The sequence below is a fragment of the Brevibacillus parabrevis genome (genome assembly GCF_003710905.1).
Lineage (GTDB): Bacteria > Bacillota > Bacilli > Brevibacillales > Brevibacillaceae > Brevibacillus > Brevibacillus parabrevis.
On record NZ_RHHV01000010.1, the window covers coordinates 252196 to 265540 of the forward strand.

13 protein-coding genes are annotated in these 13345 nt (G+C 52.7%); 12 read left to right on the plus strand and 1 reads right to left on the minus strand.

Annotated features, from left to right (window positions below; translation table 11 throughout):
• Positions 1–20: 20 nt before the first annotated feature.
• Entirely contained in the window at positions 21–242 is a 222-nt protein-coding gene (locus EDM60_RS13880) for a NifU family protein (protein WP_122964743.1), read from the minus strand.
• A 193-nt stretch (positions 243–435) separates the two neighbouring features.
• Between EDM60_RS13880 and cysK the strand changes: the two genes are divergently transcribed.
• The 12 genes from cysK to EDM60_RS13940 all read left to right on the plus strand — a co-directional run bounded on the left by cysK (position 436) and on the right by EDM60_RS13940 (position 13327).
• Positions 436–1359 (plus strand): cysteine synthase A, encoded by a 924-nt coding sequence (cysK, locus tag EDM60_RS13885; protein ID WP_063227383.1) that lies wholly within the window; start codon positions 436–438, stop codon positions 1357–1359.
• 1 nt (position 1360) lies between these two features.
• Positions 1361–2494 carry a bifunctional cystathionine gamma-lyase/homocysteine desulfhydrase gene (locus tag EDM60_RS13890; protein WP_063227384.1) on the plus strand — a complete coding sequence of 378 codons (1134 nt, stop codon included), beginning with the start codon at positions 1361–1363 and terminating at the stop codon, positions 2492–2494.
• A gap of 54 nt (positions 2495–2548) precedes the next feature.
• On the plus strand, positions 2549–2884 hold the full coding sequence (locus EDM60_RS13895) for a YuzD family protein (RefSeq protein WP_063227385.1): 336 nt from the start codon (positions 2549–2551) through the stop codon (positions 2882–2884).
• A 140-nt stretch (positions 2885–3024) separates the two neighbouring features.
• Positions 3025–4239: a hypothetical protein gene (locus tag EDM60_RS13900; protein ID WP_122964512.1), complete on the plus strand. Its 1215-nt coding sequence runs from the start codon at positions 3025–3027 to the stop codon at positions 4237–4239.
• Between the two features lie 200 nt (positions 4240–4439).
• Entirely contained in the window at positions 4440–5333 is an 894-nt protein-coding gene (locus EDM60_RS13905) for a hypothetical protein (RefSeq protein WP_122964513.1), read from the plus strand.
• 254 nt (positions 5334–5587) lie between these two features.
• A complete protein-coding gene (locus EDM60_RS13910; RefSeq protein WP_122964514.1) occupies positions 5588–5929 on the plus strand; it encodes a hypothetical protein in 342 nt (113 codons plus the stop codon).
• A 420-nt stretch (positions 5930–6349) separates the two neighbouring features.
• Positions 6350–7648 (plus strand): hypothetical protein, encoded by a 1299-nt coding sequence (locus EDM60_RS13915; RefSeq protein WP_141254219.1) that lies wholly within the window; start codon positions 6350–6352, stop codon positions 7646–7648.
• Positions 7649–7661: 13 nt separating this feature from the next.
• Positions 7662–8588, plus strand: a complete 927-nt coding sequence (locus EDM60_RS13920) for an ABC transporter permease (protein ID WP_122964516.1) — start codon at positions 7662–7664, stop codon at positions 8586–8588.
• 120 nt (positions 8589–8708) lie between these two features.
• Complete coding sequence (locus EDM60_RS13925; protein ID WP_122964744.1) at positions 8709–9578, plus strand: ABC transporter permease; 870 nt, start codon at positions 8709–8711, stop codon at positions 9576–9578.
• 14 nt (positions 9579–9592) lie between these two features.
• Positions 9593–10591, plus strand: coding sequence for an ABC transporter ATP-binding protein (locus EDM60_RS13930; RefSeq protein ID WP_122964517.1), 999 nt, complete (start codon positions 9593–9595; stop codon positions 10589–10591).
• A complete protein-coding gene (locus tag EDM60_RS13935; protein ID WP_063227392.1) occupies positions 10591–11574 on the plus strand; it encodes an ABC transporter ATP-binding protein in 984 nt (327 codons plus the stop codon). Before EDM60_RS13930 ends, EDM60_RS13935 begins: the two co-directional genes overlap by 1 nt.
• Before the next feature lie 94 nt (positions 11575–11668).
• Positions 11669–13327, plus strand: a complete 1659-nt coding sequence (locus tag EDM60_RS13940; RefSeq protein ID WP_122964518.1) for a peptide ABC transporter substrate-binding protein — start codon at positions 11669–11671, stop codon at positions 13325–13327.
• The last annotated feature ends 18 nt before the right edge of the window (positions 13328–13345 follow it).

Below are 13345 nucleotides of genomic sequence, written 5' to 3' on the forward strand. Positions count from 1 at the left end.
TTCATGGCTGTGCGCCTGGATTAGAATACTTGTTGAACTTCCTTGATGCCTGGGATTTCTTCCACCAGTGCACGTTCAATCCCTGCTTTCAGGGTAATGGTGGACGAAGGGCAGCTGCCGCATGCACCCATCAGGCGCAGCTTTACGATGCCTTCTTCTACGTCAACGAGTTGTACGTCACCACCGTCACGTTGCAGGTAAGGGCGCAGTTTATCGAGAACTTCTTGTACTTGATCCATCATATCCATGGTCGATTCACTCCTTTCCAACCTCTCCTTTATTATAATCGTACGCCGGTGATAAATCCATGGCTTACATGCCCTGTCGACACTTTCCTGGGAGAAGTATAATCAAAGTGGGCTGGCATGGACTTTTTGCAATAGCAGCATGTTATAATGAAAAAGCAAGTACTTCAACATAAGGAGTCAGATCTTCGTGAACGTATTTCGCAATGTGAAGGAACTGATTGGCAATACACCAATCGTCGAAATTACACAGTTTGAGCTTCCAGAAGGAGTGCGCTTGTTCGCCAAACTGGAATACTTTAACCCAGGTGGCAGCGTAAAAGACAGACTGGGCATGGAATTGATTCGCGCCGCTGAAGAGAGCGGCCAGCTGAAGCCAGGCGGCACCATTATCGAACCGACAGCAGGGAATACAGGGATTGGCGTAGCACTGGCCGCTGTAGGAACCGGCTATAAAGTCATTTTTTGCGTACCAGCCAAATTTTCCGAGGAAAAGCAAGAGTTGATGCGCGCACTTGGAGCCGAGGTTGTAAATACCCCGACTGAACTGGGGATCAAGGGAGCGATTGCCAAAGCACAAGAGCTGGCAGCATCGATTCCTGGCTCATTCGTGCCGCAGCAGTTCGCTAACCCGGCAAACCCTGACGCCCACTACAAGACGACAGGCCCTGAAATCTGGAGCCAGATGGACGGACAAGTAGACGTGTTCGTTGCAGGCGCCGGGTCTGGTGGTACGTTCATGGGGGCTGCCCGCTACCTGAAGGAGCAAAACCCGAACGTCAAAACCGTCATCGTGGAGCCAGAAGGTTCGATTTTGAACGGGGGAGAATCCGGTCCGCACAAAACGGAAGGGATCGGCATGGAATTTTTGCCGCCATTCATGGACACCAGCTATTTTAATGCGATTCACACGATTCTCGATGTGGAAGCATTTGATCTGGTCAAGCAGCTCGCAGCCAAAGAAGGCTTGCTCGTCGGAAGCTCTGCCGGAGCAGCGATGGCAGCAGCTTTGCGCGAAGCGAAAGAAGCAGCGCCGGGCACCAACATCGTCACGCTGTTTGCCGATGGCAGCGAACGCTATCTGAGCAAAAAAATCTACCAGGGAGGAATCTAAGATGCGCATTAAAACTCGTCTGATCCACGGCGGTATCGATGGAGATCCACATACAGGAGCGGTTTCCGTTCCGATTTACCAAGTGAGCACGTACAAACAGGAAGCGATTGGCGTGCACAAAGGCTTCGAGTACTCCCGCACAGGCAACCCGACGCGCCACGCGCTGGAAACGTACATTGCCGAGATCGAAGGCGGAGCGCGCGGCTTTGCTTTTGGCTCCGGGATGGCGGCTTTGTCCACGATTTTGTCTTTGTTCAGCAAAGGCGATCATCTTGTAGTGGGTGACGATGTGTACGGCGGTACATATCGCGTCGTAACTCGCGTATTTTCCCGCATGGGCCTGGAAGCAAGCTACGTCGACACGAGCAACCTGGAAGCGGTAGAGGCAGCCATTCGCCCGGAAACAAAGGCGATCATCATGGAAACGCCGACCAACCCATTGCTCAAAGTAAGCGACATCCGTGCGCTGGCAGACATCGCCAAAGCAAAAGGCGTGCTGCTCGTAGTCGACAACACGTTCATGACTCCATACTGGCAAAATCCGCTCGATCTGGGCGCAGACATCGTGTTCCACAGCGCAACGAAGTATTTGGGCGGACATAGCGATGTGGTCGCTGGTCTGGTCGTTGCAAAAGATGCGCAGCTTGGCGAAGACCTGCATTTCGTGCAAAATGCGATTGGCGGCGTCCTCGGCCCACAAGATTCCTGGCTGCTTCTGCGCGGGATGAAAACGCTCGGAATCCGCATGGAAGAGCATGAGCACAACGCCCGCACGATAGCAAAATGGCTGTCTGAGCGCAGCGACATCAAGCGTGTCATCTACCCTGGCTTGTCCAATCACTCCGGTCATGAGCTGATCCAAAAACAGGCTCGCGGCTTTGGCGGCATGATCTCCTTCGACGTTGGCAGCGCAGAGCGTGCCGATGAAGTTTTGGCAAAAGTGAAGTATTACACATTGGCAGAATCGCTCGGGGCAGTTGAAAGCCTGATCAGCGTGCCTGCTCGTATGACGCATGCTTCCATCCCGGCAGAACGCCGCGCCGAGTTGGGCATCACAGATGGACTGGTTCGCATTTCCGTGGGAATCGAAGATGTGCAAGACCTGATTGAAGATCTGGATCAGGCTCTGTCCTAAATCGCATAACGAATGCAACTCAGCTACGGACGGACTCGCGAGGAGGCGGATGAGATGAGTGTGGAAATCAAGGTATTCGGAACCGAACAGCTTTGCGCAAGCTGCGTCAATTTGCCATCTGCCAAAGAGACAGCAGAATGGTTGCAGGCTGCCCTTTCTCGCAAATACGGAAGCGACAGCATCCGCATCGTGTACAGCGACTTTCAACAGCCGCAGACAGACGATGACAAAAGCTGGGCGACACGCATCATTGAGGAAGATTTATGGTATCCGCTTGTCGTAATTTCCGGGGAAATTGTCGGCGAGGGAAATCCTAAGCTGAAAGATATTTACGAAAAGCTGGAAAGCATGGGGGTTGCCCCGGTAGCTGTCCAGACTGAGAGCGAATAAGCTATCGCCAAAAGCTCGACCAGTTGGATACAAGCCGATCAGATGAGAAGCATCTGGTCGGTTTTTTTATGTTGATATGTTACTTTCCATTTCCTTCTGCGTCCATATTGGTATGACATGAAAAAAGGATGATTTTGACCATGCAAGGAAAACAGTTTGTTTTTAGCCTGCTGACGTGTACGCTTTGTCTCTCGGCTGTGCCAGTTGTGTCGCCCGCTCTGAATATCGCCGCAGCGGCTTCTCCTGCCTACAAAATCACATACAAGCTCCCGGCTAATCCAGAGAAGTATTTGTTTTTGAATGTGCAGATGGTTTCGCTTGCAAACCCGCAGACGCCTGCGACAGTGCGGGAGTATCCGATCAAACAGTATTTGGTTGACTCGACGGGGAATCTCGACCATTACAAATTGGAGTTTGACGACAACCGAAAGTTTGTCACATCCAAAAAAGGCTTCCTGTGGAACTTTTATCAGATGATCGGGATTTTTCCGCCTGCGTATCCAGAGGGTGGGAAACTTGCTGAACTGGATCGGCAAATCGATACTTTGGATGGCTATTCCCCGGAAGGGCTACAGGCGAGGAAGGCGCGTGCCGAGCTGGAGCTGAACGCCCGAATACAGCCACTCATCCATGCCGGGTATGTCAAACCGGAGGAAATCGATGACGGGATTGCGACAAGAGAATTTGTAGCGACGGTGTTTTATCGTGCATTCAAAGATGTGCGTCCTTACCACGGAGGCATTGACCTGAAAGACTCGGAGAATGAAGCCGTGCGCTGGGCGGTGGAGAGTGGGCTGCCAGGTTTTCCCGTAGACAGCAAAGGATTTGTGTTCCCGCAGTCACCGCTCGATCTGGAACCAGGAGAGAAAAATTTCCCGGAGACGTATGCCTACGATCGTGTCTTTCAGTTTGTTCAGCTGATTTTTCCAGGGAAAAAGACAGCAAGCGGCTGGGCGTACTATCAAGTGAAGCTGCTGCCCGGAATGGCGCCTGTGCAGCCGCGAGAGATCATCTCGGTCAACGGCAAGCCTTTTGCAGAGGGAGCAGAGAACTACTCGATTGAACAGACGAACGAATACCAAAATGCCAGCAGAAAAATCGCCCAGCATTTCATTCAGCGCTTCCCGCAGGTGCTTGAGCAAGCGCGCAAAGATGCGCTGAAGCCGCGCGTCTGGGATTGGAGCCGGGACGTGATCCACCATCCGACATTCGCCAAGCAGGTCGCCGCCTACCGCAAAAACAAGAGCAGCCAAAACTTGAACGCTGTGTATCAGGCGGTGCGAGCGCACTACAACCTGAGCATTCGCCAAGATTCGGCTGCGAATGTGAAAAGCGTGCTCGACAACGTCAAGTAAGCTGTGGCACAGGCGCTTTTTTGCCTGCCGGGAAGTGAACAGAGCGAGAAAGCGGCGCACTTTCTGCAACTGGTTGCCCGCCCCTGCACAGAAAGTTTTTACCTCTTTGTTTTTGATTCGTAAACCGTTTGTAACGAAATGGAACGGGCTTCGTCCTATAGTTGTACATGAAGACAAGAACAACTTGGGAGGAAAAAACAATGAACAAAAAATGGATGAAGCCCGCTGCATTCCTCGTATTGGCAGGAGTAGTAGGAGTAGCAGGATTGAATATGGCAGGAACAAAAGTGGCTCACGCCGATTCGGAAAAAGGCAAGCTGTTCGCAGCGGCAGCAGACTTGAAGCTCGACAAAAACACGTACGTCATCGATGTAAAGTCCGCCGATGTGAACGGCGACAAGGTTGAAGATAAAGTATTTCTGGTTGGACAAAAAGAAAAGGCAGACGACATCTACGCTTCCAACATGAACATCGTCGTACAAGATGGCAAATCGAAAGCGTACAGCACAACAGACATCAAGGAGCTGGGCGGCTACGAAGGCGAACTGACTCTCGTCGACTTTACCGGAGATCACGTAGCAGATGCGTTTGTGAAAACCGCAACAGGCGGCAGCGGCGGCATTTACAGCCACGTTATTGCCACTTTCGCAAACAACAAGCCCGCTGTCATTTTTGGCGAAAAGGAAAACGAGGGCATCCGCTATGAAGGCAAGTTCGTGGATGGCTTTAAAGTAGAAGGCAAAGGCTCCAAGCTGGACAAGCCGCTGACCATTGACGTGAGCGCCAATCAGGACGTATATGTCGCAGCGAAGCTGTACGACAAAGCAGGCAAAGTGCAGGCAACCGGCGACGATGTAAACGTCTATTCGTATCCGTTCGGCTCGCTTACGCCAATCGACATGGATGGAAACGGAACGTTTGAACTTGTAGGAGAACAGCGAATCGTGGGCATGAACAACACAGATACCGTGTCCCGCATCAACTCCGTATGGGGCTATCAGGGCGAGGGCAAATGGAATCCTTGGGAAGTGGAATACTCTACCTTCCTGATCAAGCATCCAGGCGAAGCGATCAACACAATGATCGGCAAATAACATACTTGCCTTGCCTATGCCACAACAGAGGGGGTGTCTCCAAAGTCGATTTTCCGACCAGGAGACGCTCCTTTTTTCGTGTGACAAAACTGACAAAACGTAGGGAAACTGTGGTTCGGGTTTTGGGCTTTTTTGTTCGTCTTTTTGGGGCGGCCCCTCGCTGCTTTTTCCCGGCCGAGAGGTGTTGGTGTTCTATCGTCCAGCGGTCGCACATATCCTTCTTTGGAAGAGCCCAAATCAAGGAGGACGAGCCGATGGAACAGCTAATCGCCCGCTTTTATGAATTGAAAGAAATCCAGAAGCAGGTAGAGGATGAACTTGGCGCGCTGCGAAGCAAGCTGCTCGACGCTTACGCGGAAGCCGGAAGCGCCGAGGAAGGTGACTTCAAGCTGGTGATCAGCTACCAGGAGCGGCGAGACTACAGCGACGACCGCCTGTACAATTCTTTGCCCGACCCGTCTCTTTGGCGGCTCATGTCGCGGGCGGACACCGGGAAAATTGCCAGTCTGCTCAAGCTGAACGTGATTCACGAGAAGATACTGGAAGGCACATATGAGCAGAAAAAGGTGCCTGTGCTGCGGGTGCAGAAGTTGTGAGGGGGAATTTCCGTTAGGCAGCAGCGAGCGGTAAAAACAGTGTAATTTAAAAAGCGCACTATAAAAGGAACAGCAAAGCGGATAAGAGCTTATTCCAGCGCAATGAGCGTGTGAGAATAAGCTTTTTTTGTGTGGGCAAATAGGCGAGCGACGCCCTAGGCAGGGGTGCTCCCTCGACTTTCTTCTATAGCAATTCCTTATACCCACCCCCCTCCTCCCAACAAAAAAATGATACCTAATATAGATTGACAATTCTGATTTTTATAAATAATATTAATTTAACTCGAATTACAGACATATTACAGAACGAAAAATGTCGAAAAGTCACTGCTTGACTGCTCGTTAAATTGGATTTTATTGCCAAATCCTTTTATCTTTACGAATAGCAGACTAATTAAAGAACAAGTAGAAGGTGATTAATTGAACCTAACATTCGCTGTCATTGGTCCCAGGTTGCTAGTCGAAGATATTTGCACCGTGCTCGCGGAGTTTCCGCATATCGAACCGATCAGGCTCATTTACGATTCGGAAAAGAGTGTGCGGGAGCTGCTCCAGGAATGCATGGAAGTTTACGATGTCTACTTTTTCAGCGGCGATGTGCCGTTCCTTCTCTCCCAGGACCTGATCCCGCCCCATTCGTGCTCGATTTTCATCCCCTTCGAAGGAACTGATCTGTACAGAGCGATCTTCCAGATTTATCGCCACTATCACTTTTTCCCGACCATCAGCTTTGACGGTATTCCAGCCAAGCACTTGCAAGAGTTTTTTGACGAGATTGAAGCGAAAGGAGTGCATTGGTTCTCGAAAAACATGGACGGCTTCCAAAATTCGGAGGAGCTGTACGAGCATCATCTGACGCTATGGCAAGAGGGCAAGGCGCAAGTCGTTGCCACCAGCATTCACTCCGTCTACGAGCGCTTGAAGGGTGAGCACGTCCCGGTCTTTTTCATCAAAAGCACGAAGCAGCTCATTCGCGACACGATCAATAAAGCACTGTGGCTGGCGCGGGATCAGAAAAAGCAACTGGCGCAAATTACGGTGCTGCAATTTCGGATCGAGCCTGCCGAGGGCGAACAGCTTGGCGATGCGCTCGACAAATATCAAAAGAAAGTGACGGAGTTCAGCAAACGGCTGTTTGCGTCGATGACGAGCGCCGATCCGGGGCAGTACACGTTGTATACCACGCGGGGGATCGTGGAAAAAGTGACCAAAGACTTTTCCAGCTTTCCCGTCCTGAAAAACAGCAGCGGAGAGCTGGGAACGATGAACCTGGGCATCGGCATGGGCGAGACAGTCGAGCGGGCTTTGTACAATGCCAATCGCGCCGTCGAATTTGCTTTTCGCAACCCGGGCAACAGCGCCTATCTCATCGACGACCAGATGAAGGTGCTCGGTCCGCTCGGCACGCGCAACACGCTCGATTATTCCCTCATCGGCGAAGAGCGGGGCGATTTTGTCTCGACGTCGATTCGCAAGCTGTTTTCCTGGCTCCAGCTCATCCAGAAAAACGAGGTGACGACACGGGAAATTAGCGTCGGAATGAACACGGGGGAGCGCAATGCAGCGAGGATGGTGCAGAAGATGAAGGAAAAAGGGATAGCCGAAGTCATCGGCACGGAATCGATGAGTCAGCGAGGCAGGCCGAGGCCGATTTATCGCATCGATCTGCACAAGCTGTCTCTGGAAGTAAAAGTGCGGCACGACCCGAAAGACGTTTAAAAGGAGGTTTGAGATGGCTGGCTATATCGTGAAGCGGTTTTTTGCGAGCATATTGACGATGTTTGTCCTCATCACGATCACGTTTTTTCTGATGCACGCAGTGCCGGGAGGGCCTTTCAGCCCGGCGGAGGAACGGAAAGTGCCCAAAAGCGTCATGGAAAAGATGGAGGAAAAATTCGGCTTGAATGAACCACTGAGCGTCCAGTACGTGAATTACTTGAAAAGCATTGCCCAGGGCGATCTCGGCTTTTCCTTCAAGCAGTCCGATGTGACGGTGAATGAATTGATCTCACGCGGCTTCCCTGTCTCCGCAAAAGTCGGGCTGGTGGCGATCGTCGTAGCGCTCATCGTCGGGATGCTGCTTGGCATTACGTCAGCGATCAAGCGCGGAAAATGGGCGGATTGGGCATCGATGATCTTTGCCACAGTCGGCATCTCCATTCCGAATTTCGTCATTACCGTGCTGATGCTGTTTCTGTTCGCCGTTGTCCTGAAGCTTTTGCCTACCTACGGATTGTCCAGCTGGAAGCATTACATTTTGCCTGTCATCGGTCTTGCCTTTGGCCCGATCGCTTATATCGCCAGGTTGATGCGTTCCAGCATGCTGGAAGTGATGCGCCAGGACTACATTTTGACAGCGCGGGCCAAAGGCGTCCCGGAATACCGCGTCATTTTCAAGCACGCACTGAAAAACGCGATTATCCCGATCGTCACGTATTTGGGGCCGCTGGTCGCCGCCTTGTTAACGGGGAGCTTCATCGTGGAGCGCGTGTTTTCCATCCCGGGCATCGGCAGGGACTTCGTGACGGGCATCAGCGACCGGGATTACTCGGTTATTTTGGGGCTGACCGTCTTTCTCGGGCTTTTCATCATCGTGGCAAACTTTATCGTGGACGTTTTGTACGCGATTATCGACCGGCGGGTAAAAATCGAGGAGTAGGTGATGACGAACATGAATTACGCCTGGAAGGGGAGCGAGGGGGCCAATCTGCGCGGAGACAGGGAGCAGGAGTGGGCGGATATTCCCGATGAGGATTTCGCCAGACTGGACGCTGGCACGATGCAAAGCGAGACGATCTCGCGTCCGAGCAAATCGTACTGGCAAGACGCGTGGAGCCGTTTTCGGAAAGACCCGCTGGCGATGATCGGTTTGTGCACGATTGTGGTCATTGCCGTTGCGGCGATCGTCGGCCCGCTGTTTTCCGCGTACACGTACGATGGACAGGATATTGCCAATCAAAATCAGGGGCCGTCTGCGGAGCATTGGTTCGGAACGGACAAATTCGGGCGGGACATTTTCGTGCGTGCCCTGTACGGTGCGCAAATCAGCCTGACGATCGGGGTAGCCGCTGCGGCGATCAATCTCGTAATCGGCGTTATTTACGGCGGAATCTCCGGCTATCTCGGCGGCAAGGTCGACATGGTGATGATGCGGATTGTCGACATCATGATCGGCGTGCCCGAGCTGCTGTACATTATTTTGCTGATGATGTTCCTCGGCAATACGATCGAGAGCATCCTGATTGCGATGTCGCTGACGTACTGGATCGGGACGGCGCGGATGGTTCGCTCCCAAGTTATCACGCTCAAGCATCAGGAGTTTGTGCTGGCGGCGCGGGCTACCGGCTCGTCCAACATGCGCATTTTGTTCAAGCATCTGATTCCGAACAGCATGGGCCCGATTATCGTGACCGTTACGTTTCTCGTGCCGTCGGCGATCTTCACGGAAGCGTTTCTCAGCTTTTTGGGGATCGGGATTCAGGTGCCGATGGCAAGCTGGGGCACGCTCGTCAACGATGCGATTCCGACTTTGTTTACCCAGCCGTATCAGATGCTGTTCCCGGCACTCGCGATCAGCATTACGATGTTCGCGCTGAACTTCATCGGCGACGGCTTGCGCGATGCGCTGGACCCAAGGCTAAAGAAATAAAGGCGGGTGATAACGTGAAATTGCTCCAGGTAGAGAACTTGAAAACGACATTTCACATCGACGCAGGACAGGTGCAAGCCGTCCGCGGGATTTCCTTTCATGTGGAAAAAGGCGAGTCTATCGGCATCGTGGGGGAATCCGGTTCGGGCAAAAGCGTGTCGATGCTCTCCCTTTTGAAGCTGCTGCCGGACAACGCCACATTGACAGCGGACAACATCTTGTTTGACGGCGCGCAGATGGTCAATACGAGTCAAAAAGCGATGCGCAAAATGCTCGGGCGCGACATTGGCATGATTTTTCAAGACCCGATGACGTCGCTGAATCCGCTGTTTACCGTCGGCGAGCAAATCATCGAGCCGCTGCGCATTCACCAAAAGCTGTCGAAGGAAGCAGCGCGGCAAAGAGCGATCGAGATTTTGCGCATGGTGGAAATCCCCAGTCCCGAAAAGCGATTGAAGCAGTATCCGCACGAATTTTCCGGCGGCATGCGGCAGCGCGTCATGATTGCCATCGCCCTGTCCTGTTCGCCCAAGCTGCTGATTGCCGACGAGCCGACGACCGCGCTCGATGTGACGATTCAGGCGCAAATCCTCGATCTGATGCGCGACTTGAAAGACAAGCTGAACGTCTCGATTGTGATGATTACGCACGATCTCGGTGTAATTGCCAACATGTGCAACCGGATCATCGTCATGTACGGCGGCACGATTGTTGAGCAAGGAACGACTCGCGAAATTTTTTACAAACCGCGCCATCCGTATACGTGGGGGCTGTTGCGTTCCATCCCGCAGTTTACGGAAGGGGAAAAGAAAAAGCTCATCTCCATCCCGGGCAGCCCGCCCGATTTGCTCCGCCCGCCTGCCGGATGTGCCTTCACGTCGCGCTGTCCGTACGCGATGAAGGTTTGCGAAAAGCAGCCGCCGCAGTCCGTCGCGCTGTCTGAAACCCACCAGGCCGCCTGTTGGCTGATGCATCCAAAAGCGGCCAACCATATGCGGGAGGTGATCGGCTAATGGCAAAGCCCGCTTCGGCGCTGGTAGAAGTGCGGAATTTGAAAAAGCATTTCGAGGTGCAAAAGAGCTTCCTCGGCCGCAGCTCTACGCTGCTCAAGGCAGTAGACGACGTCAGCTTTACGATTTTCAGAGGGGAGACATTCGGACTGGTCGGAGAATCCGGGTGCGGCAAATCGACGATCGGCAGAACACTGTTGAAGCTGTACGAGCCAACTGCTGGCGAGATCATTTTCGACGGCCAGCCAATCACCCGGCTCACGCACAAAGAAATGTTGCCCTACCGCAAAAAAATGCAAATGATTTTCCAAGACCCGTACGCTTCGCTCGACCCGCGCATGACGATCGCGCAGATTATCGGAGATCCGCTGGCGGTACATAACATTTATCGCGGAAAGGACCGAGTGGATCGGGTCAAGGAGCTGATCGAGCTGGTCGGATTGAAAGCGGATCACCTCAATCGGTATCCGCATGAATTTTCCGGGGGCCAGCGTCAGCGGATCGGGATCGCTCGCGCCCTGGCTGTCGAGCCGGAGTTCATTATTTGCGACGAGCCAATCTCTGCCCTGGACGTCTCGATTCAGGCGCAGGTCGTCAACATGCTGGAAGAGTTGCAGGAACGATTCGGGCTGACGTACTTGTTCGTCTCCCACGACTTGTCGATGGTTCGGCATATTTCCCACAAAGTCGGCGTCATGTACCTGGGGAGCCTGGTCGAATACGCGAGCGTGCACGATTTGTACACGAACATGCAGCATCCGTACACGCGGGCGTTGTTGTCTGCGGTACCGATTGCCGACCCGGACACGGCAGAAGGGAGCGAGCGCATCCACCTCCAGGGTGATGTGCCCAGCCCGTTGAATCCACCGAGCGGCTGTGCGTTTCGGACACGTTGCCCACATGCGCTGCACCGCTGCGCAGAAGAGAAGCCTGCTTTAAAAGACAGCGGCAACGGCCACCTCGTTGCTTGCCATTTGCTCGATTGACAGTCTTTTCGCCATCTTTTCGCTTTTCACCAGCGAGATATGAATGCCGTGTTTTCGGACGGCTCATATAAATGCAAAAAATGGGGGGACGAGTATGAAAAAGAGGTTGGGCATCGTTTTGGCGGCGCTACTTGCGATCACATCAGTCACAGCCGGATGTAGCAGCTCAGGCACGGCACCGCAGGGAGAGAATCAAGGACAGCAGACGGCGCCGAAAGCGGAGGGCGAGAAGCCTGCTGCCGAGCAAAAAATCATTTATGCGTTGAGCAAAGAGCCGGAGGAGATGGACCCGACGCTGAACGTGTACGCGCGCTCGTCCATCGTGTTGCAAAACTTGTTCCGCGGTCTTTATAAAATCGATGAATCCGGGAAAAAGCCCGTGCCGTCGCTTGCCGAAGGGTATGAGCTGGATGCGACAGGCACCAAGTACACTTTTAAAATCGACAAAAATGCCAAATGGTCTGACGGAAAGCCCGTAACCGCCCAAGACTTCGAGTATTCCTGGAAGCGTGTGCTCAATCCGGACGTCGCTTCCGGCGCGGCTTTTTACTTGTACTACATCAAAAACGGCAAGGCGTACAACGAAAAGCAAGCGAAAGCAGAAGATGTCGGCGTCAAGGCCGTCGATGAAAGCACGCTGGAAGTAACGCTGGAAAATCCGACTCCGTACTTCCTGGAGCTGTTGTGCGTTACCGCCTACTACCCGGTGCGTCAGGACGTAGTGGAAAAAGAAGGCTGGACCAAATCGCCCGAGACGTATTTGACGACAGGACCGTTCATGCTGACAGAGCTTCGCCCGAAAGAAAAATACGTCCTGAAGAAAAATCCGAACTACCTCGAAGCGGATAAAGTGAAGCTGGATACGCTGGAAATCGTGTTCATCGAGTCCACCGAAGCAGAGCTTGCCGCCTATACGAACGGCGAGATTCAAGTGTCCGACAACATCAGCCCGGAAGGCATGAAGCAGTATCAAAGCACGCCTGATTTTTTCTCTGTTCCCCGGATCGGCATGCAATATTTTGATTTCAACGCATCCAAAAAGCCGTTTGATGACGCGAAAGTCCGCAAAGCATTCAGCATCTCGATCAATCGCGACCAGATCATCAAAAATATTGTGCAGTCTGTAGAGAAGCCTGCTTTCGGCATGGTGCCGTACGGAATCCCGGATGGGGTGCAAAAAGACAAGGAATACCGCGATGTCGTCGGCAACGTATTCAGCGAAAACGTCGACGAGGCGAAAAAACTGCTCGCCGAAGCAGGGTATCCGAACGGGCAAGGCATCCCGGAAATTACGATGATCGTCATGGCGAGCCAGTCGGACAAAGACATCGCCCAAGCGCTGCAAAGCATGTGGAAGCAAAATTTGGGAGTAGATGTCAACATCCAGACGTTTGAATCGAAAGTGTATTGGGACGAGATTGAAAACGGCAATTTCCACATCGCTTCTGACGGTTGGACAGGAGACTACCCGGACCCGATGACGAACCTCGACATCTTTGAAGGCGTGAATACAGCCGACGACCTGAGATGGAACAGCGCCGAATACGACCGTTTGCTGGAAGAAAACCGCAAAATCTCCGATCAGGCAAAGCGGATGGAAAACTTCGCGAAGGCGGAAAAAATCTTGGCCGACGAAATGCCGCTGATGCCGATTCGCTTCTTTGAAGATCAGTTCCTGGCGAAGCCGAATGTCAAAGGCGTGCTGAAAAACTACATCGGTCACACCATTTTTGAATATGCGCATGTAGAATAACATTTCAACGGGGAAAGG

Bases quoted from the DNA above. Each gene is read 5' to 3' on its own strand.
- EDM60_RS13925 (WP_122964744.1), top strand. From the start codon at position 8,709: ATGCAAAGCGAGACGATCTCGCGTCCGAGCAAATCGTACTGGCAAGAC.
- EDM60_RS13920 (WP_122964516.1), top strand. From the start codon at position 7,662: ATGGCTGGCTATATCGTGAAGCGGTTTTTTGCGAGCATATTGACGATG.
- EDM60_RS13935 (WP_063227392.1), top strand. From the start codon at position 10,591: ATGGCAAAGCCCGCTTCGGCGCTGGTAGAAGTGCGGAATTTGAAAAAG.
- EDM60_RS13905 (WP_122964513.1), top strand. From the start codon at position 4,440: ATGAACAAAAAATGGATGAAGCCCGCTGCATTCCTCGTATTGGCAGGA.
- EDM60_RS13890 (WP_063227384.1), top strand. From the start codon at position 1,361: ATGCGCATTAAAACTCGTCTGATCCACGGCGGTATCGATGGAGATCCA.
- EDM60_RS13900 (WP_122964512.1), top strand. From the start codon at position 3,025: ATGCAAGGAAAACAGTTTGTTTTTAGCCTGCTGACGTGTACGCTTTGT.
- EDM60_RS13940 (WP_122964518.1), top strand. From the start codon at position 11,669: ATGAAAAAGAGGTTGGGCATCGTTTTGGCGGCGCTACTTGCGATCACA.
- EDM60_RS13880 (WP_122964743.1), bottom strand. From the start codon at position 242: ATGATGGATCAAGTACAAGAAGTTCTCGATAAACTGCGCCCTTACCTG.
- EDM60_RS13910 (WP_122964514.1), top strand. From the start codon at position 5,588: ATGGAACAGCTAATCGCCCGCTTTTATGAATTGAAAGAAATCCAGAAG.
- EDM60_RS13895 (WP_063227385.1), top strand. From the start codon at position 2,549: ATGAGTGTGGAAATCAAGGTATTCGGAACCGAACAGCTTTGCGCAAGC.